The sequence below is a fragment of the Curtobacterium sp. 1310 genome (assembly GCF_017834105.1).
Taxonomy (GTDB): domain Bacteria; phylum Actinomycetota; class Actinomycetes; order Actinomycetales; family Microbacteriaceae; genus Curtobacterium.
Genome location: NZ_JAFICY010000006.1, coordinates 1 through 26,705 on the forward strand (window position 1 = coordinate 1; position 26,705 = coordinate 26,705).

Consider the following 26,705-nt stretch of genomic DNA (forward strand, 5'->3'; position numbering starts at 1 on the left):
TCGGCGATGCCGACGGCTTCGCCTACCGCAGCGGCGCACTGCCACTGGGCCGCGGTCGGCTGACCGCCCGTCGCACCGCAGGCTGAGCCGGGGGGGGGGGGGGGGGGGGGGGGGGGGGCGCCCCCCCCCCCCCCCCCCCCCCCCCCGACCCGCCACCCACACCCGACGCCCGCACCCGCGGGCGTCCAGCCGCCGACGATCGAGGAGGATCACATGGCGAGCAACCACGCAGTCGCGTACAAGGGACCCGGGAAGGTCGAGGTCATCGACACCGACTACCCGACGTTCGAGCTCAAGGACGGACCCGGGGTGAACCCGGCGAACGTCGGACGCAAGGTGAACCACGGCGCGATCCTGCGCACCGTGGCGACGAACATCTGCGGCAGCGACCAGCACATGGTCCGCGGCCGCACGACCGCTCCGACGGACCTCGTGCTCGGGCACGAGATCACCGGCGAGGTCGTCGAGGTCGGTCCGGACGTCGAGTTCATCAAGGTGGGGGACATCGTCTCCGTGCCGTTCAACATCGCCTGCGGGCGGTGCCGGAACTGCAAGGAGCGGAAGACCGGCATCTGCCTCAACGTGAACCCGGACCGCCCGGGCAGCGCCTACGGCTACGTCGACATGGGCGGCTGGGTCGGCGGCCAGGCCGAGTACGTGCTCGTGCCCTACGCCGACTGGAACCTGCTGAAGTTCCCGGACCGCGACCAGGCCCTCGAGAAGGTCCTCGACCTCGCGATGCTCTCCGACATCTTCCCGACCGGCTTCCACGGTGCGGTGACCGCCGGGGTCGAGGTCGGCTCGACGGTCTACGTCGCCGGCGCCGGGCCCGTGGGTCTCGCCGCCGCGACGGGCGCGTTCCTGCTCGGAGCGAGCGTGGTGATCGTCGGGGACATGAACGCCGACCGGCTGGCGCAGGCGCGCAGCTTCGGGTGCGAGACGGTCGACCTGACGAAGGGCGACCCGGCCGACCAGATCGACCAGATCCTCGGTGAACCCCTCGTGGACTGCGGCATCGACGCCGTGGGCTTCGAGGCGAAGGGGCACGGCTCCGGTGCCGGGCACGAGGCCCCGGCCACCGTGCTCAACTCCCTGATGGACGTCACGGCCGCCGGCGGCGCACTCGGCATCCCCGGGCTCTACGTCACGGGTGACCCGGGCGGCGTCGACGAGGCCGCGAAGAAGGGCGCCCTGTCGCTCAGCCTCGGCACCGGGTGGGCCAAGTCGCTGTCCTTCACCACGGGGCAGTGCCCGGTGATGAGGTACAACCGGCAGCTGATGATGGCGATCCTGCACGACCGCACGAGCATCGCGAAGAACGTCAACGCGAAGCCGATCGGACTCGACGAGGCCCCTCGCGGGTACGAGGAGTTCGACAAGGGTGCCGCGACGAAGTACGTGCTGAACCCGAACGGCCTGATCCCGGCGGCCTGACCGCCGCACGGTCCGCGTCGCATCGACACCCGGTGCGGCGCGGGCCGTGGCCGTCGTCGCACTCGCGCAGCCACCGGTCCGTACGCTCGCCGGTGTGAGCGACACCCGCCGGCCCTCGACCGTCCGCCTGCTGTTCGCGTCGTCACACCCCGGACCGACGGTCACGGTGACGGTCCTCGCCGCGGTGATCGCCGCGGCCGTCGGGCACCCGTGGTGGCTCGTCGTGCTCGTGGCGCTCGCCGTCGTGGCCGGGCAGCTGTCGATCGGCCTCGCCAACGACTGGATCGACGCCGACCGCGACCGGGCCGTCGGCCGCAGTGACAAGCCCGTCGCCCGCGGACTGATCCCCGTCGGGACCGTCCGGACCGCGGCCGTGACGACCGCGGGTGTCGCCGTGCTCCTGTCGCTCGCCCTGGGCCCGGTCGCCGCGGTGGCCCACGTCGTCCTCGTCGCGGCCGGCTGGGCCTACGACGCCGGACTGAAGCGGACGGTCTGGTCCGTCGTGCCGTTCGTGGTGGCGTTCGGGCTACTGCCGGTCGTGTCCGTCGCTGCCGGGGGCGACGGTTCGTGGCCGGCGTGGTGGGCGATCGCCACCGGAGCGGTCTTCGGTGTCGCGATCCACTGCACCAACGTGCTGCCGGACCTGCTCGACGACGAGGCGACCGGCGTCCGTGGGTTCCCCCACCGGCTGGGGCTCCGGGGCGCGGGGACGCTGGCGTTCGGGTCGCTCGTCGTCGCGGCGGCGCTGGTGCTCGGCGGCCAGGTCGCCGGCGGAGGCGTCGGCACGGCCGGGACGGTCCTGGCGGTCGTCGGAGCCCTCGTGGTCGTCGTGCTCGCGGTGGTCGGGATCCGCCTCGTGTTCGCCGGTCGTCCGACGCGGGCACTGTTCCGCCTGGTCATCGCGTCCTCGCTCGTCCTCGTCGTCGAGCTCGGCGTCGCCGGCGCCCGACTGATCGCCTGACGGCACCGGAAGCGGCACCGGGACCGGCACAGGCACAGGCACAGGCACCGGCACTGGCACCGGCACCGGCACCGGCACCGGCACTGGCACCGGAAACGGCATCGGCACCGGCTGACTCAGGCCCACCGCATCGCGTAGACCCCGGCGAGCCCGTCGGCGCTCGGCAGCGCGAGCACGGTGCGGAGCAGCGCCTCCCGCCCCACCGACCCGAGCACGCCCGTGGGACGCCCGAGCGCCATGTTCAGTTCCGCCTGCCGAGCAGCCCGCCGCGCCGCGGCCTGCCGCCCGACGGCGTACCCGTTCGCGGACTCCTGCCACGGTCCGTCCGTGCCTGAACGGACGGCCTCGGCGAGCAGTGGCGCGAGCGCGGCGGCGTCGAGCCAGCCGAGGTTCATGCCCTGGCCGCCGATCGGACTGATCTCGTGCGCGGCGTCCCCGACGAGCACCACCCGTCCGACACCGACGTGCGACGCCTCCCGCCGCCGCACCCGGAAGCCGCTCGTCATCGTGCACGTCGCCGGGTCGGGCCGGGCGCCGGTGCGTCCCGCGACGATCGCGGCGAGGCGGGCGGCGGCGTCCGGGTCCGGTTCGCCACCGGCCGGTGCGGTGCGGTCGTCCGGCACGAGGGCGACGTACCGCCGCCTGCCACCCGGCAGCGGGAACGACTCGACGACCCCCTCCGGTCCGACGTCGACCAGTGCCGACGACCGGGCCTGCTCGGGTTCGGGGTCGGCGAAGTCGCCCATCACGTACCGGTCGCGGTAGTCGCGGCCCGAGGTCGCGATGCCGACCAGGTCCCGCACCGCGCTGCGGGCGCCGTCCGCGCCGACGACGAAGGCCGCCTCGACGACGACCGGGGCACCGTCGGGTCCGACACCGTGCGCCACGACGTCCCCGACGCGGCGGGACAGGGCGGTCACCGTCGTGCCCGTCCGCAGCGTCCCGGACGCGAGCCGGTCGCGCAGCAGCGCCTCGGTGCGGTGCTGGTCGAGCGTCGCGACGTACGGGTGCGTCGCGGAGGCACGGTCGAACGACAGCGTCCCGAGTTCCCGTCCGCGACTCCGGGCCACGCCCGTGCGGACGAGCACCGCCTCGGCGAGCACCGCGGTGTCCAGGCCGATCGCGGCGAAGGCGTCGAGCGACGGCGGGTGGATCCCGATCGCGCGCGAGCCCGTCGGCTCGGTGCCGCGCCGCTCCCAGACGGCGACCGTGACGCCCGCCCGCTCGAGGAGCGCAGCGGTGAACAGGCCGACGGGCCCGCCCCCGACGACGAGCACGTCGACGCGTTCCGTGGTCACGGAGGCGAGCCTACGGACCCGTCGCGGCGACCCACCCAGGCGGCGTCGGACGGGAGGCGCGTGGCGGGCGCGCCACGGGCCTCCCGTCCGACGGTGCGTCACGTCGGCGGACGCTCGCCGACGTCGTCAGGTGGTGACGCGTGCGCGTTCGGCGCGGTCCTCGGCGGCGAGTCGACGGGCCTCGCGGAAGCGCTTCTGTGCCTTCTCGACGGGGACCTCGACGGCGTACGCGGCGCCGACCGCCACGACGACGGCGACCGCGATCATGAGCACCTTGCCCCACGGCCCGACGTCGAAGGGGTCGAGGAGCGCGATGACGAGCGGGTGCCAGAGGTACGCGGCGTACGACACGCGCCGACCGAACCACGAGACCGGCGACCAGGCGAGTGCGGCCGACAGCGGCGACCGCACCGACACGAGCCCGCCGATGAGCACCGCGGAGACGACGCCCGTGAGCGGCAGCAAGACGCTGAAGGTCCAGGCGTGCTGCGCCCAGTCGTCGCCGATCCACAGCATCGTCCCGACGAGCAGGGCGAGCCCGGCACAGGTGGCGACGTGTCCGGCGATCCCGGCGGCCCACGTGCGGACGCGCTCGTCGTCGAGCAGCAGCGCGAGCAGGCAGCCGGTCGCCAGCGGGACGACCCCGAGCACGGGGGAGAAGTAGACGTCGGGCGTCGCACCGCTGTTCGGCGTCCGGTAGACCAGCCCCGCGGCCACCGAGCACCCGACGATCACCGCGCCGAGGCCGGCGAGCAGCCACCGCCGACGCGACCGCACCAGGAACAGCAGCACGAGGACGGGCGGCCACACCAGGTAGAACTGCTCCTCCATCGACAGCGACCACGTGTGCGCGAAGACGCCCTGCGTGGTGTCCCAGAAGGAGCGGAAGAGGTTGCCGGTGTAGGTCAGCGCGATGAACGCGGCCTCGCCGGGGCTGAACGAGGCGCCCTTGTAGTCACCGACCCAGTTCCACAGGAGCAGCCCGACCACGACGAGAGCGACGAGGGCCGGGTAGAGCCGGAGCAGACGCTTCAGCCAGAAGGTCCCGAGACGGATGCGTCCGGTCTTCCGGTGCTCGCCGAGCAGCAGCGTCGTGATGAGGAACCCGGACAGGGCGAAGAACACGGTGACGCCGATGAAGCCGCCCTCGAACTGCGGCACGTGCAGGTGGTACAGGATCACCATGGCGATGGCGATCGTCCGGAGCCCGTCGAGGGCCGGAGCGCGGCGGGTCAGTGGCGGTGGCGGCGTCGGCCGGGCAGCACGGATCCCACGGCCGACCGGTGTGCTGCGGCCGACCGCGTGGGCGTGCTCGGGGGCGAGGGTGTTCGTCGCCACGGTTCCTCCCTGTGAGGATCGTTCGAACGGATGACGACGAGCTTGCCCTGTCCGGGTAAGAGGACGCTCAAGATCCGGGGTGCAGGATCCGGGTCAGTGCGTCCAGCCGCTCGTGCACGATCGCGGCGAAGTCGCGGTCCTCGCCGTCCGCGATCCACTGCGTGAAGGACAGGTGGAACACCGTGACCGCCGTCTCTGCGGCGATCGTGGCCGCCGGCTCGTCGATCCCGTGTGCGCGCAGTGCGCCGCCCAGGTGGACCTTCAGGGTCGCGAGCTTGCCGAGCTCCCGCTCGCCCAGGGCGGGGACGGCGTCGATGACCTGCTGCCGTGCCCGGGACCACGCGCGACGGTCGTCGGGGAAGAACGTGGCCGCGGAGTCGAGCGCGCGACCGACCAGGGCGAGGGCGGGTGTCCCCCCGGGAGCCTGGGCGATCGGGTCGGTGAACATGCCGGTGAAGTCGTCCTGCCCGGCGAACAGCACCTCGCGCTTGTCGGCGAAGTGCCGGTAGAAGGTGCGCTCGGTGACCTCGGCTGCCGCGGCGATCTCGGCGACGGTCGTCTCGTCGTAGCCGTGCTCGGCGAAGCGCTGCAGTGCGGTCGCCTGCAGTCGTTCCCGGGTGCCCGATCGCCATCGTGCCATGGGACGATCCTACTGATGACAGTCGCTGACATCGAGTGCTACGGTGATGTCAGTCCGTGACATCAGGTCGCGGGCACCCCACGAAGGGACCACTCATGCACGTGTTCGTCACCGGGGCCTCCGGATGGATCGGCTCCCACACCGTCGACGACCTGCTCGCCGCCGGGCACGACGTCACCGGCCTCGCGCGCTCCGACGCGGCGGCGGCGGCGCTCGAGACGAAGGGCGTCACGGTCCTGCGCGGCGACCTCGACGACCTCGGGGCGCTCGCCCGGGGTGCGGCCGGTGCCGAGGGGGTCCTGCACCTCGCGAACAAGCACGACTGGTCCGACCAGGCTGCGACGAACGCCACCGAGCGCGCCGCCGTCGAGACCCTCGCGAACGCCCTCGTCGGCACGGACCGCCCGTTCGTGGTGGCATCCGGGGTCGCCGCCCTGGCTCCGGGTCGTCCCGCCGAGGAGCGGGACCCGTCTCCCTTCACCGGTGTGGACAGCCCCCGCGGTGGCAGCGAGAACCGGGCACTCGACTTCGTGGACCAGGGGGTCCGCACGATCGCTGCGCGGTTCAGCCCGACCACGCACGGCGTCGGCGATCACGGCTTCGTCGCGTACCTGACCTCCGTGGCGCTGGAGCGGGGCGTGTCCGGCCACGTCGGCGACGGCAGCAACTGCTGGGCGGCCGTGCACGTGAGCGACGCCGCCCGGATGGTGCGGCTCGGTCTCGAGCAGGCCCCCGCGGGCGCACGGTTGCACGCCGTCGCCGAGGAGGGGATCCCCACGCGGGACATCGCCGCGGCGATCGGCGATGCGCTCGGGCTGCCGGTCACGAGCATCGACCCGTCGGACGCGTCGGCGCACTTCGGGTTCATCGGCGGGTTCTTCGGCGCGGAGATGTCGGCGTCATCGACCGCGACGCAGGAGTTGCTCGGGTGGGAGCCCGTCGGGCCGTCCCTGCTCGAGGACATCGCCGCGGGGGCGTACGCACACGCCGCCGCGCGCTGACGCCCGCGCCCGCCGCGCTCGTCACCACGGTGGCGAGACTCGGCACAGCGGACAGTTTCGCGACGCAACCGCCGCGTATCTGTCCGCATGGTCGAGTCTCGGCCGGCCCGGCGCCGGGCCGGGCCGCGCCCGCGCTACTCGGCCTTCTGCATCTGCCAGGGCTCGGGCTCGCGGTCGCCGTTCGGGCGCACCGGCCGGACGTCCCCGACGATCGGGATCGAGCGCTTCCGCATGAACCACAGGTAGCGGACGAAGAAGTGCGAGAGCGTCGACAGCCGGTTGCCGTTGCCGAGCAGCGAGGCGATGTGCACCGCGACCCACGCCAGCCACGCCACGGGGCCGACCATCGTGATGCCGCCGCGCAGCTGCGCCACCGCGGCGTTCGTCCCGATGGTCGCCATCGTGCCCTTGTCGAAGTACTTGAAGTGCTCGGTCGGCTTCCCGTCGAGCAGCCGCACCACCTGGCGCGCGACGTGCTTGCCCCCCTGCAGTGCGGGCTGGGCGAGCTGCGCGAGCGCGTCGTCCTGCGCCGCGATGTCGCCGGCCGAGAAGATCCGCTCCACGCCCTTGACGCTCAGGTCGTCGTTCACCTGGATGCGACCGCCGTGGGTCTGCGGCAGGCCCCAGCCGGAGACCTCCTTGTGCGCCGCGACCCCGGTGGCCCAGATGACCTGCGACGCGGGGATGAACTCGCCCGAGGCGGTGACGACCCCGTCCTCCTTGACCTCGGCGACGCCCGTGTCCAGGCGGAGCACGACCCCTCGCTTCCGGAGGACCTTGGCCGCGTACCGACGGAGGCGCGGGGCGAACGGCTTGAGCAGCTCACCGCTGCGGTGCACCAGCGTGATGGAGATGTTGCCGCGCTCGATCTCCGGGTAGGCACCGACGAGGGCCTGATCGCGGAGCTCGGCGAGGGCACCGGCCATCTCGACGCCGGTCGCGCCGCCGCCGACGATGACCACGCGGATCTCGTCGGGACCCTGCTGGGCCGCTGCCTGCTCGAGGCGGGTGAACAGCTCGTCGCGGATGCGGAGTGCCTGCGAGCGGGAGTACATCGAGTAGGCGTACTCGTACGCACCGGGGGTGCCGAAGTAGCTCGTGTTGACGCCGTTCGCCAGGATCAGCCAGTCGTAGTGCAGGTGCTCGCCGTCCGACATCTCCGCGATGCGGTGCTCGGTGTCGATGCCGGTGAGCAGTCCGTGCCGGAAGTCGGCGTTCGACTGCTTCGCCCGCAGGCTCCGCAGGAAGTACGTCACGTCGCCCGCGTTCAGGCCGCCGGTGGCGACCTGGTACATGAGCGGCTGGAACATGTTGTAGACGTGGCGGTCGACGAGCGTCACCCGGACGTCCGCGTCGGCGAGTTCACGCATGGCCGCGATCCCCGCGAAGCCACCCCCGACGATGACGACGTGCGGGCGGGTGTCCTCGGACATGGTGTTCTCCAGGGTGGTGCGGTCGACGGCCACCCAGAAGGGTACGCCGGTCTCGGCACCCGTCCGTCCACCTGCCCGTCCGGCTGCCGATGGAGCGGTCCCGCGGTCCGGCCTGGAGGCACGCCCCGCCGCCGTCAGGCGTCGAACGGCGCGTAGGTGCTCAGCACGTTCCCCTTGCTGGTCACCACGCTCTGCACCAGGCGCAGGCGGGTGGGCGGGTCCGTCGGTTCGAAGAGCCGCCGTCCGGCTCCGGCGATCGCCGGGTGCACCATGAGCTGCAGCTCGTCGAGGAGTCCGGCGAACAGCAGGTGGCGCACCAGCGTGACGCTGCCGGTGACCGCGACGTCGCCGCCCTCGCCGGCCTTGAGGTCGCGGACGAAGTCGTCGACGTCGCCCTGGATCCGGTGCGCGTTCTGCCACGTCAGGTCGTCACCGAGGGTGGTCGACGCGACGTGCTTCTCGATCGGGTTGATCCACCGGCCGAACGGGTCGTCCTCGTGCCGGGGCCACCACTCGGACCACTCCAGGTAGCTCTGCTTGCCGAGCAACACCGTCTCGGTCCGCTCCATCCACGCCGTCATGGCGGTCCCGAGCTCGGCGTCGAACGAGTCGTACTGGAACTCGTACGGGTCCTGCACCACACCGTCGACCGATGCGAACAGCCCCGAGGTCACCTTGCGCATGCTGCGGAGCATAGGGCCGCCGCGACCCCGCGTCGAGAGGTGCGTGCCGATCAGGCTGATCCCGCGCCGGGGAGCGCCGGGTAGGTTCGCACCGTGCGCGCACGGGTGGAGTCCTTCGAGGTCGGTGGGCTGTCCGTGCGGCTCCGGACCCTCGCGCCGGCCGGGCGGTTGCACGACACGCTCGCGCCGACGGTCGTCCTCGTGCACGGCATCGGCATGTCGCACCGCTCCTTCGACCGGACGCAGCGCCACCTCGCCCGCACCCACCGCACGGTCGCGGTCGACCTGCCGGGTTTCGGCGGGCTCCCCCCGGCAGGCCGCCCGCTCGACCTGCACGAGCTCGGCGACCTGGTGGTCGGAGCCGTCCGGTCGCGCGGCGTCGGGGACCTCGTGCTCGTCGGCCAGTCGATGGGCACCCAGGTCGTCGTCGAGGCAGCCCGTCGGCACGCCGAGACGGTGACCGCGGTCGTCCTGGTCGGGCCCGTCGTGGACCCGGCGCGGCGGACGCTGCTGCAGCAGGCGACGGACCTCGGACGCGACTGCCTCGTCGAGGACCCGCGGATGAACCTCGTCGTGCTCACCGACTACCTGCGGAGCCTGCGACAGTACGTCCGGCAGCTCCGACCGATGCTCCGTTACCGGCTCGAGGACACCGTCCCGGAGCTCCCGCAGCCGGTGCTCGTCGTGCGCGGTGACCGCGACCCCATCGGGCGACGGGACTGGGCTGCTGCGCTCGCGGTCGCAGCGCGTCGGGGTGTCCTGGTCGAGCTCCCCGGCGGTCACCACGTGCAGGACCGGCAGCCCGTCGCGTTCGCGCGGCTGGTCGACGAGCTCCGGCGGGTGCAGACCGTCGAGGACCTCGCGGCCGGTGGCCCGTCGACCGGTGACACCACGACGGGGCCGGCACGGTGACGGACCGGACCACCCCGGGGACGGGAGCGGCGTCGGGGACGGCGGCCGTGCCTCCCGGCCGTGTGCCGCTGCTGCGTCGCGCCTGGTGGGCCGCCCTCGACTGGTGGTACGCCGCGCGGTGGCAGCTGCGGAGCACCGGACCGACGACCGCCGATGACTACCGGACCGGTGACGGCCAGCCGGTCGTCGTCGTGCCCGGCGTCTACGAGACCTGGCACTTCATGCGCCCGCTGATGGACGCCCTGCACGACGCCGGGCACCCGGTGCACGTGCTGCCCGTCCTGCGGCACAACCTGCGTCCCGTGCCGGAGTCGGCGCGCGAGGTCCTGGCGTACCTCGGCGAGCACGACCTCCGCCGGGTGCTGGTCGTCGCGCACAGCAAGGGCGGTCTGATCGGCAAGTACGCGATGACCCTGCCCGAGGGGGAGCGCATCGACCGGATGGTGGCGGTGTCGACGCCGTTCGGCGGGTCCGTGTACGCCCGGCTGGCGCCCGTGCCGCACCTGCGGGCCTTCCGTGCGGCGGACCCGGTGCTCGCAGCGCTCGGACGCGACCTCGCCGTGAACGCCCGGATCACGTCCGTCTACGGGGTCTTCGACACGCTCATCCCGGGAGGCAGCGAGCTCGCCGGGGCCACGAACGTGCGCGTGCCCGTCGGCGGGCACTTCCGGATCCTCGGCGCGCAGCAGACCCGCGAGGTCGTGCTCGACGCGGCCGCGGGCCCGGGCACAGCGGGCTGAGCCGAGCGCGGCCCTGCGGCGGCCGTGCGCGAGACTCGCGCTGACGGACACTTTCCTCCCCGGGGCCCGCGAGTATCGTCCGCCTGGCCGAGTCTCGGGGCCGTGCCGCGCCGCTGCCGCCGCGGTCAGGCGCCGGGCAGGAACAGGCAGAAGGGGTGCCCGTCGGGGTCGAGGAGCACCCGCACGTCGTCCTGGGGCTGGAAGTCCGCCTCGGTCGCACCGAGCTCGAGCGCGCGGGCGGTCGCGGCGTGGAGGTCCTCCACCTGCAGGTCGAGGTGCAGCTGCATGCCCTGCGTCCCCGTGACCGGGGGCCAGGTCGGTGCCTCGTAGGCGTCGTCGTACTGCACCGAGAGCCCGACCCCGCCGTCGGCCGGGCGCACCCGCAGCCAGGTCGGACCGTCCTCGTGCACGGTCCACCCGGTCAGCGCACCCCAGAACCGCGCGAGGCGCACCGGGTCGGGGGACTGCAGGACGGTCGCGGTCAGCACGGGCATCGCGGGGTCGTCGGCACTCATGCGGCGCACGGTACCCGGGCCTGTCGACAGGACGGTCCAGCACCGCGACGGCCGCGCGACGGACGCGCGACGGCTGCCGGCTGGTCAGCGGGCGGCGACGCTCGCGCGCTCGACGATCCGGTGCGGCACGACGACGGTCTCCGGAGCGGCCGTCGGGTCGGCGATGCGTCGGGTGAGCAGGTCGAGCGCCGCCGTGGCGAAGGCCCGCCGGTCGAACGACACCGTCGTCAGCGCCGGGATCGCGAAGGCTGCGGCGTCGACGTCGTCGAACCCCACGACGCTGACCTGCTCCGGCACGTGGACACCCCGTGCCGCCAGGACGTGCAGCACGCCGAAGGCGATCGAGTCCGTGTACGCGAACACCGCGTCCGGCAGCGGGTGCGCGTCCAGCCAGGTCGCGAACCCCGTCGCCGCCGCACTCGTCGACCACGTCGGCAGCGGCACGCGCAGGGCGGGGTCGACGTCGAGGCCGACCGCGCCGAGCGCATCCGCGTGGCCCTGGTCGCGCAGCTCGCTCGTGGCGGTGGCGTCCGTCGGGCGGGCGGCCCCGACGACCGCGATCCGACGGTGCCCGCGGTCGAGCAGGTGGGTCGTGACCTCGCGTGCGGCGCGGCGGCTGTCCACGTGCACCTGGTCGACGTGCTCCGGTTCGACCTCGCCGATGACGACGGTCGGCGGGAGCCCCTCGGTCTCGGCCAGGACGCTCGCGCTGAGCGACACCGGGTTGAGCACGAGGCCGTCCACCAGGTGGGCCCGGGCCCGGGAGACGAGGTCCCGCTCACGTCCCGGGTCGTGTCCGGTCTGGTCGAGCTGCACCGTCCAGCCGCGCTCGCGGGCGAGTTCGACGAACCACTGGGCGAGCTCGGCCGAGTAGGCGCTGCCGAGCTCGGGCAGCGTCAGGGCGATCGCGCCGGAGCGTCCGTTGCGCAGGCCGCGCGCGGACAGGTTCGGCACGTAGCCGAGCTCGGCGACCGCGCGCTCGACCCGCTCCCGTGTCGCCGGCCGCACGGGCACGCCGCCGTTCACCACGTTGGAGACGGTCTTCGGGGAGACCCCGGCGAGGGCCGCCACGTCCCGCACGGTCGCGCGCATCGGGACGAGCGTAGCGCGCCACCCGGCGGACGGGAGGCGCGGTGCGGTGCCGCCACGTGCCTCCCGTCCGTCGCGGTGACGGACGGGAGGTGCGGTGCAGGACCGCCCCGTGCCTCCCGTCCGACACGGGGCGGGTCCGACCCGGACCGCGTGCCGCGGGCCGGCGACGCTCGGTCGTGGCTACGCGTCGACCAGCTCGCGTCGTGCCGCTCGGCGGGCGCGGACGCGGCCGGTCACCGTGACCGCGACCACGACCGCCAGCACCGCGTAGAGCACGATCGGGATGGGGCCGGCCACCAGCACCGAGAAGTCCCCGTCGGCGCTCAGCGCCGCGTCCCGCAGGCTCGTCTCGGCGAGCGGACCGAGCACCATCCCGATGATGAGCGGTGCGAGCGGGATGTCGAGTGCCCGCATGAGGAACCCGACGAGGCCGATGCCGAGCAGCATGAGCAGGTCGAAGACCGAACCGCTCGTCGCGTAGATGCCGAGCCCGCAGAAGACGGCGATGCCCGCGTAGAGGTACGCCCGCGGGATCCGGAGCAGCTTCGCCCACAGCATCGCGAACGGGAGGTTGATGACGAGCAGCACCACCATCGCGATGAAGAACGACGCCAGCAGCGCCCAGACCAGGTCGGGGGACCGGTCGAAGAGCAGCGGACCCGGCTGCAGGCCGTACTGGCGGAACGCGGCGAGCATGATCGCGGCGGTCGCCGACACCGGCAGACCGAGGGACAGCAGCGCACCCATCGCCATGCCGGTCGTGGAGTTGCCGGCTGCCTCGGGTGCCGCCAGGCCGCGGATCGCACCCGTGCCGAACTGCGGGTCCTTCCGGCGGGCGTCGAGACGCTTCTCGAGCCCGAACGCCAGGAAGGTCGGGATCTCCGACCCGCCGGCGGGCACGACGCCGAAGGGCAGCCCGATCGCGGTGCCCCGCAGCCAGGCGGGGGCCGCCTCGCGCAGTTCCCGCTTCGAGAGCCACGGGCGTCCGGTCGCCTGCACCATCCGGCCGTCCTTCAGGTGTCGGGCCAGGCACGCGACGTAGATGACCTCGCCGAGCGCGAGGACCGCGACCGTCACCGTGACGAGCGAGATGCCGTCGAAGAGCTCGGGCACGCCCATCGTGAAGCGCGGTGCACCCGAGATGCCGTCGACGCCGATCACCGCGATGCCGAGACCGAGGCACAGCGAGCCGAGGCCCTTCAGTGCGTCGTCGGTGACGACCGACGACGTCGTGACGAACGCGAACAGTGCGAGGGCGAAGAACTCCGCCGGTCCGAAGCTCGACGAGAACGACGCGAGCGCCGGTGCGAGGAACACGACCAGGACCGAGGCGATCATGCCGCCGACGAACGCGCCGATCGCGGCCGTCGCGAGCGCCTGGGCCGCTCGTCCGTTCAGCGCCATCTTGTGGCCCTCGAACGTCGAGGCGATGGCCGAGGCCTGGCCCGGCGTGTTCATCAGGATGCCCATGGTGGAGTCACCGAAGAGTCCGCCGAAGTAGACGCCGGCGAACATGATGAACGCCGCGGTCGGGTCGAGCGAGAACGTCACGGGCAGCAGCAGCGCCACCGCCATCGACGAGCCGAGGCCGGGGAGGACGCCGACCGCGGTGCCGAGGAGGCACCCGACGACGACCCAGAGCAGGTTGGCGGGGGTCAGGGCGCCGGCGAAGCCGTCACCGAGGAGACCGAGCACGTCCACGTCAGAACTCCCATCCGACGATGCCCGAGGGCAGCGACAGGTCGAGCAGCATGTCGAAGGCGATGTAGCTGATCGCGCTCACCGTCAGACCGACGACGAGCGGACGCAGCCACCCCGGGGCGCCGAGCCCCTTCGCGACACCGAGGAAGAGCAGTCCGGCACCGACGATCCACCCGAGCACGCCGAGCAGCAGGGCGAAGGCGGCGAAGGACAGGACCACCCAGGCCAGGGAGCGCCAGTCGACGCGGACCGAGCGCTGCTCGACCGAGGTGCCGGTCGTGTCGGTGTCGGCGGCGGTGTGCGCGTCGGCGCGGACGGCGGTGTCGGTGCGGGCCTCCGACGGTGTGCCGTCGGACCCGACCCGTCGGCCGCGCGCAGCCCGGACGGACCGGACGACCAGCAGGGCGGCCAGCAGCAGGAGTGCGGCGGCGACGATGCCGGGGAACACCGCGGGCCCGGGGAACGCGGTTCCGTCGGGGACCTCCATCGTGACGATGCCGACGACGAGGTAGACCGCGAAGGCGGTGAAGAGCGCCGGGGTGGTCAGCTCCTTCGCCACCGCGGCGACGCGGCCGGGGTCGGCCCGCAGCGTGAGCCGCTGTCCGACGACCGCGGAGGACGACGTGGGGTTGCTCGGACGGGTCATCGGCCCAGCTCCTCGTACAGCCCGGTGATGCGCTCGCGCTCCTCGTCGATGAACGCGTCGAGCTCGTCACCCGTGATGATCCGCTCGGTCCAGTGGTACCGCTCCACGGCGTCCGCCCACTCGGGGGTGTCGAGCGTGTCCAGCACGATGTCGGTCAGCTGCGCCCGCTGCTCGTCGTCGAGTCCGCCCGGTGCAGCGATCTCGCGCCAGTTCGTCAGCGTGACGTCGTGCCCCTGCTCGACCGCGGTGGGGATGTCGATGCCCTCGACCGGCTCCGCCGCGACGAGCGCGAGTGCGCGCAGACGACCGGACTCGATCTGGTCGATGTTGTCCGGGTACCCGCCCGAGGCCGCCGCCGCCGTGCCGTTGAGGAGCGCCTGGATGGCCTCGCCACCGCCGTCCGACGGGATGTAGTTCGTGTCCTTCGGGTCGATCCCGGCCGAGACGGCGAGGTCGGTGACGACGAGCTGGTCGAACGAGCCGCCGCCCGTCCACGGCACCGAGCCGGGGCGCTCGCGCCAGGCGCTGACGAGGTCGTCGAGCGTCTCGTACGGCGAGTCGGCGGGGACGACGATGACGTCGTACTCCTCGACGGTGACCGCGAGCGGCGTGATGTCGTCGTGGGTGACCGCGGAACCGAACTGGATCTCGGCCGCGAGGAGCCCCGTCCCGCCGACGAGCAGCGTGTCCGTCTGTCCGGCGAGCCGAGCGACGTTCCCGAGCGCGATGGTGCCACCGGCGCCCGGCATGTTGACCACCTGGACGGAGTTGACGATGCCGTTCGCGCGCTGCGCCTGCTGCATGGACCGTGCGACGCCGTCCCAACCGCCGCCAGCCGCCGCCGGTGCCACGAGGGTCACCGACCGGGTCGGGTCGCCTCCGGCCGCTGCCGACGTCACCGAGCCGAAGGCCGCGACCGCGATGGACACCGCGGCGACGGCTGTCCCGACCACGCGTGCGACGGGGCGACGGGCACGCGGCGGACCCGGCGTCCCCGTCGTCGGCTGCTCCGGCACTGGTTGCTCCGCGGGCACTGGTTGCTCCGGCTGCACTGGTTGCTCTGGCATTGCTGGCTCCCTCCTGCGCACGTCGTCGTGCCGCAGGTCGAGAAGTACGATGGCAGCCGCCGACCGGGCGAGCACCCGGCGGCGGAGATGTGCTCATTGACGCTCACGGCGTCGCGGCCGAAGGGGGACGCCACGGTGACCAGGGCTCGTCTCGGGCGGTTGCGGCGGACCGCGGTGCTCGCGCTGCCGAGCGTCATCGTGCTCGCGGCGACGGGTGTCACGACCGGGGTCGCGGCCGTGGTGCAGGAGCGCGCCATCCGCACGTCCGTGGTCGACCAGGTGTCCGGCGTCGCGTCGAGCCTGGCCGACCTGCCCGAGGTGCGGGACGCGGTGGCGTCGGTCGCCGACCGGGGCGCACCCGGCGCGCTCGCCGACGCCGACGACCTCGCCTCCGCCACCGCGGCACTGCAACCGATCGCGACGCTCGTCGAGGGTGCCGCCGGCGTCTCGTACGTCGTGGTCACCGACGACGACGGCGTGCGGATCACCCACCCGGACCCGGCGGAACGCGGTGAGCCCGTCGAGACGACGATCGCGCCCGTGCTCCGCGGTGCGGAGTTCGTCGGCACCGAGACCGGCCCGACCGGGACGACCCTGCGTGCGAAGGTGCCCGTCGTCGGCGAGGAGGGCGAGGTCGTCGGCGTCGTGGCGGTCGGCGTGCTCGAGTCCACCATCGCGGCGGACCGGGAACGGGCCCTCGGCACCCTGCTCCCGTGGAGCACCGGCGCGCTCGTCGCGGCGACGCTCGCGAGCGTGCTCCTGTCACTCGTGATCGCCCGACGGCTCCGCCGAGCCGACGCGGTCGACGCGGAGAGCCGGCAGGTCCGGTGGACGACCGAGGCGCTGCGCGAGCAGGCACACGAGTTCGGCACCCGTCTGCACGTGGTGCGCGGACTGGTCGAACAGGGGGACGACGAGGACGCGATGGCCTACATCGACGCCGTGGCACCCGGGTTGACCAGCGGCGGCGGTGCCGGGTCGCCGCGCCGCGGTGCGGTGGCGACGGCGTCGGTCGCGGCGGTGCGCTCGGAACTCGCCGTGGCCGGGACCACGCTCGACCTCCGGATCGCCGACGACGTCGTGCTCGACGACGCGGTGCTGCTGGTCGTCGCCAACCTGTGCCGGAACGCCGCCGAGGCCGGGGCGGCCACCGTCAGCTGCACCATCGGCTCGCATGACGGGCGTGTGACGGTGACGGTCGAGGACGACGGACCGGGCATCGACCCGGCCGACGCGCACCGCGTGCTGACCCGCGGGTGGTCGTCGAAGACCGACGAGAGCGGCCTCGGGCGCGGCATCGGCCTGGCACTCGTCCGACGCACCGCCACCGACCGCGGCGGATCCGTGGTCGTCGGACGGTCGGCAGCGCTCGGCGGTGCCCGGCTCGACGTCGAGATGGCGGCGGGATCGTGACGGCGGCGCTCCGCGTGCTCGTGGTCGACGACGACGCCGGCGCTCGCGCACTCCACACCCGGTGGGTGGCCGCGACCGAGGGGTTCGCCGTCGTCGGGGCGGTCGCGTCCGGCGGCGCCGCGCTGGCATCCGTGGAGCGCGGGGTCGACCTCGTGCTGCTCGACATGCGCCTGCCCGACATCAGCGGCATCGAGGTCCTGCACCGCATGCACGTCGCCGGCGTCGACGACACCGACGTGCTGGTCGTCAGCTCGTCCCGCGACCAGGTCACCGTCCGGCAGGCGCTCGCCGCGCACCCGGTCGGGTACCTGCTGAAGCCGTTCGACCGCGAGGCCCTGCAGGACCGGCTCCGCGCCTACGCGGCCGAACGTCGGTCCCGCGAGGACGCGCAGCGCGACGTCCCGATGGGGCAGGGCGACGTCGACCGGCTGCTCGCCACCGGATCGGTGCGCGTGGTCGGACCCGACCGCACGGCGACGCGAGCGCCCGAGGACGCCCTCCCGAAGGGCGTCAGCGCCACCACGCTCGGTCGGGTCGTGACGGCGCTCGACCCCGTGGTCGCCCGCTCGGTCGACGAGGTCGCGGCAGCGACGGGCACCTCGCGGGCCACCGCCCGCCGGTACCTCGACCACCTCGTCGCGACCGGCGCCATCGACCTGGCGCACCGGTACGGCCGTCGAGGCCGCCCGCAGGTGCTCTACCGGCTGACGCCGGCTCCCTGAAGGCCCGGCCACGGCAGCCGGGTCGCGATCCGCACCGGACGGGAGGCCCGTGGCGGCGTCGCCACGGGCCTCCCGTCCGTCACCGGGTCACGCGCGTCGCGTGGCGACGACCCGTCGTACGGTCGCGTCGCGCGCGTGGACGGGCGGGCGTCCGGTCAGGACGGGTGGCGGGCGGTCCACTCGCGGAACGGGGCCGTCGGGTCGTCGACCCGGCCCTGCTCGCTCGGAAGGGCGCGCTCCGCGACGGGCTTCGCGTACTCGTCGTAGAAGGTGGCGAGCGTCATCAAGCGGTTGCCGTCCTCGTAGTGCTCGCCCTCCTGCTCCCGCGTCGCGGCGAAGACCACACGGTCCGGCTGGGCGTAGTACAGCGCGCCGAGGCACATCGGACACGGGTACGCGGTGACGAACACCTCGTGGCCGGTGAGGTCGGTGATGCCCTGCTCGGCGGCGGCGCGGATCGCGCGGATCTCGGCGTGCGCGGTCGGGTCGCCGGTCTGGGCGACGTGGTTGACGGCCTCGACCACGACCTCGCCGTCGCGGACGATCAGGCAGGCGAAGGGCTTGCCACCGTCGTGGACGTTGTCGAGGGCGCGGGAGACCGCGAGGGCGGTGAGTTCGTCGTCGTGCATGCCGGCCACGGTGCTCCCGGTCGGTGCTCGACGGGTGTGCGTCCGGGGGACGGGGACGATCGGATCGCGGTGCTGGTCAGCCGAGCCAGGACGGGTCGGCGAAGAGCTCCTCGACCTCGGTGACGAAGCGCGAGGCGTGGAAGCCGTCCACCGCCGCGTGGTTGATCCGGAGCGCCATCGGCATGCGGGTGCGTCCGTCCACCTGCCGGTAGCGCCCGAGCGTGATCACGGGCGCCAGGTGGTCCTCGGCGCCCGTCAGGTGCAGCGCGAAGCCGGTGAACGACGTGCGGGGGAGCGTCGAGACGTCGAAGAGGTCGGTGCGACCGGTGCCCTGCGGGAACATGCGGTGGTCGTCGCGGTACCGCTCGGTCGTGGCGACCACGGCGTCGTGGAACGCCCGTGCGTCGGGGTCGTACTCGGTGACGAGCACCGAGAAGGTCTCCGTGTCGGGGTGGAAGACGGTGAAGGTCGGGTGCACCACGTCCCACACCGCGGGCCGGCCCTCCTCGGTGAGCTGCATCCGGAACTCGTCGTGCCGGTTCACGACCGTCGCGAGCACCCAGATCTGCGACGGGTACGTCTTCGCGCCGGCGGCCCGGGCGGCGTCGACGAAGGCGGTGACGTCGACCTCCACGGTCATCTCCCACGCACAGGGCTCCCGCCGGTAGTGCGCGAAGTGCTCGGCGCGGGGCCACTGGTCGAGGTCGATCGGTCGGAGTCGGTCCACCCGGCCAGTCTCGTCCCCCGGACTCCCGACGCGCGTGCACCGGACGGCGGTTCAGTGGTGCATGCCCTCGACGCCGTTCTCACCAGCGCTCGCGACGTTCTTCCGCGGGCTCGCCGCGCACAACGAGAAGTCGTGGTTCGAGGAGCACCGCGACGACTGGGAACGGCACGTGCAGGAGCCGATGGAGGCGCTCCTGCACGAGGCCGAGCGCCGCTACGGTGCCGGACGGGTGCTCCGGCAGCACCGCGACCTGCGCTTCACGCCGGACGAGCGGCCCTACCGCGAGGACACCGGTCTCACCGCGGGCGGCACGTACCTCAGTGCCGGAGCGGACGGGTTGCAGGTCGGCGGTGGACTCTACGAACCGTCCCGCGCACAGCTGCGGGCAGCGCGCACCACCATCGACGAGCACCCGCAGGCCGCGGCCGCGCTGCAGCGTGAGCTCGACGAACTGACCGATGCCGGGTACGAGCTGGCCGGACCGCCGCTGAAGACCGCCCCGCGCGGGTACGACGTGGACCACCCGCGGATCGACCTGCTCCGGATGCAGCACTACGCGGCGCTCGTGCACCTGCCGCTGGAGAGCTCCCTCGACGACATCACCGCGGCGTGGGACCGCGTGCAGCCGCTGGTCCGGTGGACGGTGAAGTGGGCACGGGCGGACGACCCGGAGGCTTCGGACGACCCGGCGCCGCCCGTGCCGGGAGCCCGGTCGATCGACGAGCGCGCCTGACCGCCTGATCGCCCGTCCGTCGGATGCTCCCTAGGCTCGGGGCATGCCGACGCTCGATCGTTCCCCTGCCCTCGTCGCCACCGGGTTCCTCGCGATCCCCGTCGCCCAGGCGCTCGTCGCACTGCCGAGCGACCTGCTGTCGACGATCCAGGCGGCGCCGATCGACCCGGCCCTCGCCGACACCGCAGCGTTCTCCGAGGCGTACGGCTACCCGCTCGAGGGCGGCGCGAACTGCATCGTCGTCGTGGGGAAGCGCGGCGACGAGGTCCGCCACGCGGCGTGCGTGGTGCTCGCGTCGACGAAGCTCGACGTGAACCGGGTCGTGAAGAAGCTGCTGGACGTCCGCAAGGCGAGCTTCGCGCCGATGGACCAGGCGGTCGAGCTGACCGGCATGGAGTACGGCGGGATCACCCCGATCGGGTTGCCAGCGGACTGGCCGGTGTACGTCGACGCCCGCGTGCTCGGTGCTCCGGAGGTCGTCGTGGGCGCCGGGCTCCGCGGGGCGAAGGTGTTCCTGCCCGGGCGGACCCTGGCGGCGCTGCCGAACGTCACCGTGGTCGAGGGGCTGGCCGTCGAGGGGCCCTCCGTCGAGGATCCGGCCACCGGAGCCGCCGACCTCGGCTGAGCCCCGTCAGCGGGCGGCGGCCAGGGTCTTCGTGATCCGCTGCAGCGAGACCGTCTCGGCGGTGCCGAGCTCCTGGGCGAACAGGCTCAGGCGGAACTCCTCGAGCATCCACCGTGCGTGCACGAGCTCGGGATGCGCACCGACCGACGGCGGGAACACGCCACCGGCGTCGGTGTAGCGGTCGGTGGCGACCGTGACCTCACGCATCCACGTGGCGTCACGTCCGGGGTTCTGCAGGAGCTTCTGCACGCGGGCCTCGACACCCCGCAGGTACACCCGGATCCGCCGGAGCCGGTCGAGCCCGGCGACGGCGACGAAGCCCGGGAAGACCAGGCGCTCCACCTGCTGGCGCATGTCGGTCAGCGCCGGCAGGAGCGCCATCGAGTTCGCCTGCTTCATCGCCTTGTCGGCCGCCCGCTGCGCGGTGAGCACGGCGGCGACCTCGGACACGGCGGTGAACATCGTGTCGACGACAGTGGCGGACACGGCATCGCGGACCGCCTCGAAGTCGGCCTTCGTGAAGACCAGACCGTCGGGATGGGTGCGTCGGATGCCCGCGTCCACGACGGCGGCCAGCACGTCGTCGAACAGCGCCGCGGTCGACGGGTACGGGCTCGCGGCCAGCGCGAGCTTCTCCTGCGCCGTGAGGTGCGACTGCACGTACGACACCGGCGAGGGCACGGCGTGCATGACGAGCCGACGGACGCCGGCGGGCATGTTCACAGTGCGGTCACCGGGCGTCGCCAGGAGGCGGACACCGACCGTCGCCTTGGGGCCGTCGCCCTCCTCGACCAGCGACGGGTAGGCACGGATGACGCCACCGGCCTGCTTCGTGTCGAGGACCTGCGGCAGGTCGTCGGACGGCCAGGCGGTGAGGCCGGAGCGTTCCACCTGCGTGCCGGAGGAGGCCCCGGCGACGCGCGCCGCGCCTCCCGGCCGGGCCGCTGCCCTCGCCGTCGCGGAGGCGACGCTCTGCTGCGTCCGGTCCTTCAGCTTCGTCTGCAGGGCCGCGAGGTCCTTGCCGGACTCGACCCGACGGCCGCGCTCGTCGACGACCGCCCAGGTGGGCAGCAGGTGCGCCGGCACCCGGGACAGGTCGAAGTCGGCCTCGGTCACCGGCACGTACGTCATCCGCTGGATCGCCGCGGCGAGGGTCGCGCGGAAGGACTCCGTCGGCTCGGTCGGAGCGTCGTCGGGCAGTTCGGCGACGATCTTCTCGGCCCAGTCGGCAGCGGGGACGACGTTCTTCCGGATCTGCTTCGGCAGCGACTTGATGAGTGCGGTGACGAGTTCCTTCCGCAGGCCACGGACCTGCCAGTCGAAGCCCTCCTCGCGCATGCGGGGGAGCAGCGCGAGCGGCACCTGCACGCTGACGCCGTCGTCCTGCGCGCCCGGCTCGAAGCGGTACTTGATCGCCAGGCGCTGGTCACCGGAACGCCACTGCGTCGGGTACTCCTGCTCGTCCTGGGCGGCCTCGGCGGCGTCCTCGTCGAGCAGGTCCTGCCGCCGCATCGTGAGCAGGTCCGGCTGCTCGCGACGGGTCGTCCGCCACCACCCCTCGAAGTCGCGGGTGGTGGCGACGTCCGCAGGGATCCGTGCGTCGTAGAACTCGTACACACGCTCGTCGTCGAACAGGATGTCGCGACGGCGGGTGCGCTCCTCGAGCTGCTCGAGCTCGCGACGGAGCTTCCGGTTCGCGCGGTCGAAGGCCTGCTGCGCGTCCCACTCGCCCTCGACCAGGGCGTGGCGGATGAACAGCTCGCGCGAGTGCTCGGGGTCGACGCGCCCGTACTGCACGCGGCGACGCTGCACGATCGGGACACCGAACAGCGTCACGCGCTCGTACGCGACGACCGCACCCTGCTTCTTCTCCCAGTGCGGCTCGCCGTAGGTGCGCTTGAGCAGGTCACCGGCGAGCGGCTCGACCCACGCGGGGTCGATCCGGCCGACGGTCCGGGCGAACAGCCGACTCGTCTCGACGAGCTCGGCGGCCATCACGGCGTCGGGCTGCTTCTTCGCCAGGACGCTGCCCGGGAACACCACGAACCGGACGTTGCGCGCGCCGAGGTAGTCGCGCTTCTCCTTGTCCCGCAGCCCGATCTGGCTGAGGAGCCCGGCGAGCAGCGAACGGTGCACGGCGTCGCCGTCCTCGGAGCGCGACTGTCCCACCCGCACGTCGACCTGCTTCGCGGCGCGGGACAGCTGCCGGTACAGGTCCTGCCACTCGCGGATGCGCAAGTAGTTCAGGAACTCGGCCTTGCACAGGCGGCGGAACGCGCTCGACGACAGCTCCTCCTGCTTGTCCTCGATGTGGTTCCAGAGGTTGAGCAGGGTGAGGAAGTCGCTCGTCGGATCGGCGAACCGGGCGTGCAGCTGGTCGGCGTGGGCACGCTTCTCGAGCGGTCGTTCACGTGGGTCCTGGATGCTCAGGGCGCTGACGATCGCGATGACCTCGCGCCCGACGCCCTGGCGACCGGCCTCGAGCACCATCCGGCCGAGCCGCGGGTCGATCGGCAACCGGGTGAGCTGTCGGCCCGACCTGGTGATCCGGCCGTCGCGGTCGACCGCGCGGAGCTCCCGCAGCAGGTCGAGGCCGTCCTTGACGCCCCGGGAGTCCGGCGGCTGCAGGAACGGGAAGCGTTCGATGTCGCCGAAGCCGAGGGAGATCATCTGCAGGATGACCGCCGCGAGGTTCGTGCGGAGGATCTCGGGGTCGGTGAACTCCGGACGGCGCGTGAAGTCGTCCTCGGAGTAGAGCCGGACCGCGATGCCCGCGCTGGTGCGACCCGCGCGTCCGGAACGCTGGTTCGCGCTCGCCTGGCTGATCGCCTCGATCGGCAGCCGCTGCACCTTCGCCCGCGGGGAGTACCGGGAGATGCGGGCGGTGCCGGTGTCGATCACGTACTTGATGCCCGGCACCGTCAGGGAGGTCTCCGCCACGTTCGTGGCGAGGACGATGCGGCGACGGACACCCGGGGTGGTCCGGCGCTCGAACACGCGGTGCTGGTCGGCGGCGGAGAGTCGGCCGTAGAGCGGCAGGACCTCGGTGCCCGGGTACCGCTTGCCCTCGATCGCCTCCTGCGCGTCGCGGATCTCGTTCTCGCCCGACAGGAACACGAGGACGTCGCCCGGGTCCTCGCGCGCGAGTTCGTCGAGCGCGTCGGTGATGCCCTGGAGCACGTCGCGGTCGTCCGCGCTCCCACCGCGGCCACCGCTGTCGTCGGTCCGCGGGTCGGTGTCGTCGCCCTCGTCCGCACCGGTGTCACCGTCCGCCGCGTCGTCGGCGACGAGCGGCCGGTAGCGGACCTCGACCGGGTACGTCCGGCCGGACACCTCGATGATCGGAGCGCCGCCGAAGTGCTGCGAGAACGATTCTGGGTCGATCGTCGCACTCGTGATGATGACCTTGAGGTCGGGGCGCCGGGGGAGCAGCCGCTTCAGGTACCCGAGCAGGAAGTCGATCGTCAGCGAGCGCTCGTGGGCCTCGTCGATGATGATCGTGTCGTAGCGCTCCAGGTCACGGTCGAAGTGGATCTCGTTGAGGAGGATCCCGTCGGTCATGAGCTTGATCCGGGTGTTCCCGCTCACCTTGTCGGTGAACCGCACCTGGTAGCCGACCAGGTCGCCCAGCTCGCTGCCGAGCTCCTCGGACACGCGCTCGGCGATGGTGCGGGCGGCGATCCGGCGGGGCTGGGTGTGCCCGATCGACTCGCGGCCGAGCTCCAGGCAGATCTTCGGCAGCTGCGTCGTCTTGCCCGAGCCCGTGGCGCCGGCGACGATGACGACCTGGTGGTCACGGATCGCGGCGGCGATGTCGTCCCGCCGCTGCGACACCGGCAGTTCGGGCGGGTACGTGATGACGGGCGTGGCAGACATGAGCATTCCAGGATAGCGGTCCGTGCGGCGGCTGTCGTCAGCGGAGCTGCTCGGCGAGCGCGGCGTCGCTCCGGGCCGGCAACGCACAGACGTGGTCGTGGCAGACGTAGGCGGCTGGTGCTGCGCTGTCCCGCCCGGCGAACAGCGAGAACCCGGCGGCGGCCCACGCCCGTGCCTGGTCCGGGGTCACGGTCGCGACCACGGTGCCCGGCCGGCGGGCGGCGAGGCCGGTCCACCGCATCGGGTCGTCGCGGCCGGACACGACGACGACCTCACGCGAGGGACGCTGCAGGGCGAGCGCGACCCCGAGGGCGTCGGCGTGGCCGAGCGGCCGCTCGGTACCGGTGCGTGCACGGTCGGCGACGAGCCGCGTCGCGGCGTCCCGGAGTGCCCGGTCACCGGTGAGTGCGGCCAGTGTCGCCGCGGTCGCAGCCAGTGCGACGGTGCCGGACCGCAGTGCCGTCTGCGGCTGCTCACCCGTCGTCGTTCCGGCTGCCCGCAGGACCGGATCAACCTCGAAGCGACCGGCGAGGCCGTCGTCGACGAGCGCGCGTGCCGTCTCGGCGTACCGGACCTCGCCGCTGAGCAGCGCGAGTTCGAGCAGCCCCTCGGCGAGCAGTCCGACGTCCTCGATCGTGGGAGGCGCCGCGGACGTGCCGTGGTCGGTGCTCGACCGGACCACCACGTGTCCGTCGCGCACGTGGGCGGCCAGGACCGCGTCGGCAGCACCCTGCGCGAGGGCGGTGCACTCGTCGTCACCGCTCCGGGCCGCAGCACGCGCGAGCCCGCGGATCGCGAGGCCGTTCCACCCCGTCAGCACCTGGTCGTCGAGGGGCGGTGCGTCGAACCGCCCGCGCTCGTCGAGTGGCAGCCGGTACCAGTCGCCCTCGACGCGTCGCCCGTCGATGGTCGACTCGCTGTCCTGCGCCGCGACGAAGGCGCCGTCGGGCCGTCGCAGCGTGTCGCGCAGGAAGTCGGCGATGCCCCGTGCCTGCTCCGCCCCGGCGATCGCGAGCAGCCCCGCGTTGTCGTAGAGCATCCGTTCGTAGTGCGGCACGCTCCAGTCGCGCTTGGTCGCGTACCGGAACACGCCGCCGTCGGCGTCCGTCAGCTCGGTCGTCCGGATCGCCCGGAGGCTCCGCTCGAGCAACCCGCGTGCGGCGGCGTCACCGTCGGCCGCGACGTCGGAGAGGAACTCGAGGAGCGGCGCGCTCGGGAACTTCGGCGCACCGCCGAAGCCGCCGTACGTGGTGTCCTCCGCCGAGACGAGCTGCGCGGTCACGGAGCGGATCGCGTCGACGGACGGGAGGCGCGGCGTGTCTGCGTCGGACCGCTCGCCACCCTGGGCGGTGGCGTCGGCCTGCGCCCCCTGCGCGATCGCCGCGGCGATCGCGCTCGCGTTCGCGTCCACCTCGTGCCGCCGCTGGGTCCATGCATCGAGCACCGCCGTGAGGACCTGGCGGAACGACCCGACCTGGCCGACCGGGGTCGGCGGGTAGTAGGTCCCCGCGAAGAACACCCGCCCCTCGGGCGTCGCGAACGCGGTCAGTGGCCACCCGAGCTGCTGCGTGAAGGCGCTCGCGGAAGCCATGAGGCTGGCGTCCACGTCGGGCCGCTCTTCTCGGTCGACCTTGACGGCGACGAAGTCGCGACGGAGCAGCTCGCCGATCTCGGGGTCGGAGAAGCTCTCGCGCGCCATCACGTGACACCAGTGGCACGTGGCGTACCCGACCGAGACGAGCACCGGGACGTCGCGCTCCCGTGCCTCGGCGAACGCGTCGGGTCCCCACTCGCGCCAGTCCACCGGGTTGTCGGCGTGCAGACGGAGGTACGGGCTGACCGCGGTCGCGAGCCGGTTGTCGTTCATGCGTCCAGCCTGCCCCGCGGGCGCTGGACGGTGCTGACGATCCGGTTACCGGTGGACAGGTCGTGCTCGTCCACAGGCGCAGGCGGGGAGTCCGGGACACCGTGCCCGGGCCGGCGGTCAGCCGGGCAGCCAGCCCGTGAGCGACGCGAGCCGTCGCGCGATCTCGAGCGGGGACCTGCCGTCGGTGTCCACCCGGGCGACCGTGTCCGCGACGGCCGAGTCGAGCCTCCCGGCCGTCGCCGTGCTGTGGGCGAGCTGCGCATGCGGGACCGTGCCGCCCACCCGCCGGGCCAGACGCGCGGCGGTGGTGGCGTCGGAGGCGCGGAGCAGGACCGCGGTGACGACCGGGTCGTCGCCCATCGCGGCGGCGAGCCGCTCGTGCTCGAGCACGGACACGGTGTTCGTGAAGACGAGCCGGTGGTGCCCGAGTTCGCGGTACGCCGCCCACATCGCGCGCAGGTTCCGCTCGGCGAGCCGGACGGCGGGGTGCGCCACGTGCGGAGCCGGGTGCGCGAGGTCCAGGAGGTCGCCCTCGATGACCGCGTGCGGGACGTCGGCAGCCACCAGCAGGTCGTGGAGCGCCTCGGCCGCGGTCGACTTGCCGACGCCCGAACGCCCGCCGACGAACAGGACCTCCGAGCGGGGCACCGGC

The 26,705-nt window shown here is 73.2% G+C and carries 24 protein-coding genes; 9 read left to right on the plus strand and 15 right to left on the minus strand.

Annotated elements, in window-relative coordinates; all coding sequences use genetic code 11:
• Nucleotides 1-213 precede the first annotated feature (213 nt).
• Both fdhA and JOD95_RS13795 read left to right on the plus strand, forming a co-directional pair.
• The gene (gene fdhA, locus JOD95_RS13790) at nt 214-1,434 is read left to right on the plus strand and encodes a formaldehyde dehydrogenase, glutathione-independent (protein WP_209685523.1); all 1,221 of its coding nucleotides are present in this window, start codon (nt 214-216) and stop codon (nt 1,432-1,434) included.
• 94 nt (nt 1,435-1,528) lie between these two features.
• Nucleotides 1,529-2,395, plus strand: a complete 867-nt coding sequence (locus JOD95_RS13795) for a UbiA family prenyltransferase (RefSeq protein WP_066658628.1) — start codon at nt 1,529-1,531, stop codon at nt 2,393-2,395.
• 116 nt (nt 2,396-2,511) lie between these two features.
• Here the strand turns inward: JOD95_RS13795 and JOD95_RS13800 are convergent, their stop codons facing one another.
• From JOD95_RS13800 to JOD95_RS13810, 3 genes are all read right to left on the minus strand, one after another.
• Nucleotides 2,512-3,693: an NAD(P)/FAD-dependent oxidoreductase gene (locus tag JOD95_RS13800; protein WP_066655974.1), complete on the minus strand. Its 1,182-nt coding sequence runs from the start codon at nt 3,691-3,693 to the stop codon at nt 2,512-2,514.
• A 126-nt stretch (nt 3,694-3,819) separates the two neighbouring features.
• Nucleotides 3,820-5,031, minus strand: a complete 1,212-nt coding sequence (locus JOD95_RS13805) for an acyltransferase (RefSeq protein ID WP_209685524.1) — start codon at nt 5,029-5,031, stop codon at nt 3,820-3,822.
• Between the two features lie 67 nt (nt 5,032-5,098).
• Nucleotides 5,099-5,671 carry a TetR/AcrR family transcriptional regulator gene (locus JOD95_RS13810; RefSeq protein ID WP_066655968.1) on the minus strand — a complete coding sequence of 191 codons (573 nt, stop codon included), beginning with the start codon at nt 5,669-5,671 and terminating at the stop codon, nt 5,099-5,101.
• Between the two features lie 95 nt (nt 5,672-5,766).
• Here JOD95_RS13810 and JOD95_RS13815 point away from each other — a divergent pair, with 95 nt between their 5' ends.
• Nucleotides 5,767-6,672 (plus strand): NAD-dependent epimerase/dehydratase family protein, encoded by a 906-nt coding sequence (locus tag JOD95_RS13815; RefSeq protein ID WP_209685526.1) that lies wholly within the window; start codon nt 5,767-5,769, stop codon nt 6,670-6,672.
• Between the two features lie 134 nt (nt 6,673-6,806).
• Here JOD95_RS13815 and JOD95_RS13820 read toward each other — a convergent pair whose 3' ends face one another.
• Nucleotides 6,807-8,138: an NAD(P)/FAD-dependent oxidoreductase gene (locus JOD95_RS13820; RefSeq protein ID WP_235426368.1), complete on the minus strand. Its 1,332-nt coding sequence runs from the start codon at nt 8,136-8,138 to the stop codon at nt 6,807-6,809.
• 101 nt (nt 8,139-8,239) lie between these two features.
• Nucleotides 8,240-8,788: a dihydrofolate reductase family protein gene (locus JOD95_RS13825; protein ID WP_209685528.1), complete on the minus strand. Its 549-nt coding sequence runs from the start codon at nt 8,786-8,788 to the stop codon at nt 8,240-8,242.
• Nucleotides 8,789-8,881: 93 nt separating this feature from the next.
• Here JOD95_RS13825 and JOD95_RS13830 point away from each other — a divergent pair, with 93 nt between their 5' ends.
• Together JOD95_RS13830 and JOD95_RS13835 are read left to right on the plus strand one after the other, a co-directional pair.
• A complete protein-coding gene (locus tag JOD95_RS13830; protein ID WP_209685530.1) occupies nt 8,882-9,700 on the plus strand; it encodes an alpha/beta fold hydrolase in 819 nt (272 codons plus the stop codon).
• Nucleotides 9,697-10,440, plus strand: a complete 744-nt coding sequence (locus JOD95_RS13835) for an alpha/beta hydrolase (protein WP_307810455.1) — start codon at nt 9,697-9,699, stop codon at nt 10,438-10,440. Before JOD95_RS13830 ends, JOD95_RS13835 begins: the two co-directional genes overlap by 4 nt.
• A 125-nt stretch (nt 10,441-10,565) precedes the next feature.
• Here the strand turns inward: JOD95_RS13835 and JOD95_RS13840 are convergent, their stop codons facing one another.
• From JOD95_RS13840 to JOD95_RS13860, 5 genes are all read right to left on the minus strand, one after another.
• Complete coding sequence (locus tag JOD95_RS13840) at nt 10,566-10,955, minus strand: VOC family protein (RefSeq protein WP_235426366.1); 390 nt, start codon at nt 10,953-10,955, stop codon at nt 10,566-10,568.
• A gap of 84 nt (nt 10,956-11,039) precedes the next feature.
• Nucleotides 11,040-12,047: a LacI family DNA-binding transcriptional regulator gene (locus JOD95_RS13845; protein WP_209685531.1), complete on the minus strand. Its 1,008-nt coding sequence runs from the start codon at nt 12,045-12,047 to the stop codon at nt 11,040-11,042.
• A 180-nt stretch (nt 12,048-12,227) separates the two neighbouring features.
• Nucleotides 12,228-13,748, minus strand: coding sequence for a tripartite tricarboxylate transporter permease (locus JOD95_RS13850; protein WP_209685533.1), 1,521 nt, complete (start codon nt 13,746-13,748; stop codon nt 12,228-12,230).
• A gap of 1 nt (nt 13,749) precedes the next feature.
• Nucleotides 13,750-14,394 (minus strand): tripartite tricarboxylate transporter TctB family protein, encoded by a 645-nt coding sequence (locus JOD95_RS13855; RefSeq protein ID WP_209685535.1) that lies wholly within the window; start codon nt 14,392-14,394, stop codon nt 13,750-13,752.
• Nucleotides 14,391-15,347 carry a tripartite tricarboxylate transporter substrate binding protein gene (locus JOD95_RS13860; protein WP_271826661.1) on the minus strand — a complete coding sequence of 319 codons (957 nt, stop codon included), beginning with the start codon at nt 15,345-15,347 and terminating at the stop codon, nt 14,391-14,393. The genes JOD95_RS13855 and JOD95_RS13860 overlap by 4 nt, the downstream gene beginning before the upstream one ends.
• A gap of 249 nt (nt 15,348-15,596) precedes the next feature.
• Here JOD95_RS13860 and JOD95_RS13865 point away from each other — a divergent pair, with 249 nt between their 5' ends.
• Together JOD95_RS13865 and JOD95_RS13870 are read left to right on the plus strand one after the other, a co-directional pair.
• Nucleotides 15,597-16,874, plus strand: a complete 1,278-nt coding sequence (locus JOD95_RS13865) for an ATP-binding protein (RefSeq protein ID WP_235426365.1) — start codon at nt 15,597-15,599, stop codon at nt 16,872-16,874.
• Nucleotides 16,871-17,596, plus strand: coding sequence for a response regulator (locus tag JOD95_RS13870; RefSeq protein WP_235426364.1), 726 nt, complete (start codon nt 16,871-16,873; stop codon nt 17,594-17,596). The genes JOD95_RS13865 and JOD95_RS13870 overlap by 4 nt, the downstream gene beginning before the upstream one ends.
• A 155-nt stretch (nt 17,597-17,751) precedes the next feature.
• On the opposite strand, the gene JOD95_RS13875 is transcribed toward JOD95_RS13870, so the two are convergent.
• Nucleotides 17,752-18,225, minus strand: coding sequence for a nucleoside deaminase (locus JOD95_RS13875; RefSeq protein ID WP_209685539.1), 474 nt, complete (start codon nt 18,223-18,225; stop codon nt 17,752-17,754).
• Between the two features lie 76 nt (nt 18,226-18,301).
• On the minus strand, nt 18,302-18,952 hold the full coding sequence (locus JOD95_RS13880) for a CatA-like O-acetyltransferase (protein WP_209685540.1): 651 nt from the start codon (nt 18,950-18,952) through the stop codon (nt 18,302-18,304).
• 61 nt (nt 18,953-19,013) lie between these two features.
• On the opposite strand from JOD95_RS13880, the gene JOD95_RS13885 reads away from it, so the two are divergent.
• Nucleotides 19,014-19,685, plus strand: a complete 672-nt coding sequence (locus JOD95_RS13885; RefSeq protein WP_066655937.1) for a DUF2461 domain-containing protein — start codon at nt 19,014-19,016, stop codon at nt 19,683-19,685.
• Between the two features lie 43 nt (nt 19,686-19,728).
• Nucleotides 19,729-20,310 carry a YbaK/EbsC family protein gene (locus JOD95_RS13890; protein WP_066655935.1) on the plus strand — a complete coding sequence of 194 codons (582 nt, stop codon included), beginning with the start codon at nt 19,729-19,731 and terminating at the stop codon, nt 20,308-20,310.
• Nucleotides 20,311-20,316: 6 nt separating this feature from the next.
• Here JOD95_RS13890 and hrpA read toward each other — a convergent pair whose 3' ends face one another.
• The 3 genes from hrpA to JOD95_RS13905 all read right to left on the minus strand — a co-directional run bounded on the left by hrpA (nt 20,317) and on the right by JOD95_RS13905 (nt 26,701).
• Nucleotides 20,317-24,186: an ATP-dependent RNA helicase HrpA gene (gene hrpA, locus JOD95_RS13895; protein ID WP_209685542.1), complete on the minus strand. Its 3,870-nt coding sequence runs from the start codon at nt 24,184-24,186 to the stop codon at nt 20,317-20,319.
• 37 nt (nt 24,187-24,223) lie between these two features.
• The gene (locus JOD95_RS13900) at nt 24,224-26,053 is read right to left on the minus strand and encodes a thioredoxin domain-containing protein (protein ID WP_209685544.1); all 1,830 of its coding nucleotides are present in this window, start codon (nt 26,051-26,053) and stop codon (nt 24,224-24,226) included.
• A gap of 117 nt (nt 26,054-26,170) precedes the next feature.
• Nucleotides 26,171-26,701: an AAA family ATPase gene (locus JOD95_RS13905; protein ID WP_209685546.1), complete on the minus strand. Its 531-nt coding sequence runs from the start codon at nt 26,699-26,701 to the stop codon at nt 26,171-26,173.
• Between the last annotated feature and the right edge of the window lie 4 nt (nt 26,702-26,705).

Bases quoted from the DNA above. Each gene is read 5' to 3' on its own strand.
- hrpA (WP_209685542.1), bottom strand. From the start codon at position 24,186: ATGTCTGCCACGCCCGTCATCACGTACCCGCCCGAACTGCCGGTGTCG.
- JOD95_RS13815 (WP_209685526.1), top strand. From the start codon at position 5,767: ATGCACGTGTTCGTCACCGGGGCCTCCGGATGGATCGGCTCCCACACC.
- JOD95_RS13845 (WP_209685531.1), bottom strand. From the start codon at position 12,047: ATGCGCGCGACCGTGCGGGACGTGGCGGCCCTCGCCGGGGTCTCCCCG.
- JOD95_RS13890 (WP_066655935.1), top strand. From the start codon at position 19,729: ATGCCGACGCTCGATCGTTCCCCTGCCCTCGTCGCCACCGGGTTCCTC.
- JOD95_RS13810 (WP_066655968.1), bottom strand. From the start codon at position 5,671: ATGGCACGATGGCGATCGGGCACCCGGGAACGACTGCAGGCGACCGCA.
- JOD95_RS13855 (WP_209685535.1), bottom strand. From the start codon at position 14,394: ATGACCCGTCCGAGCAACCCCACGTCGTCCTCCGCGGTCGTCGGACAG.
- JOD95_RS13900 (WP_209685544.1), bottom strand. From the start codon at position 26,053: ATGAACGACAACCGGCTCGCGACCGCGGTCAGCCCGTACCTCCGTCTG.
- JOD95_RS13885 (WP_066655937.1), top strand. From the start codon at position 19,014: ATGCCCTCGACGCCGTTCTCACCAGCGCTCGCGACGTTCTTCCGCGGG.
- JOD95_RS13875 (WP_209685539.1), bottom strand. From the start codon at position 18,225: ATGCACGACGACGAACTCACCGCCCTCGCGGTCTCCCGCGCCCTCGAC.
- JOD95_RS13825 (WP_209685528.1), bottom strand. From the start codon at position 8,788: ATGCGCAAGGTGACCTCGGGGCTGTTCGCATCGGTCGACGGTGTGGTG.
- JOD95_RS13840 (WP_235426366.1), bottom strand. From the start codon at position 10,955: ATGAGTGCCGACGACCCCGCGATGCCCGTGCTGACCGCGACCGTCCTG.
- fdhA (WP_209685523.1), top strand. From the start codon at position 214: ATGGCGAGCAACCACGCAGTCGCGTACAAGGGACCCGGGAAGGTCGAG.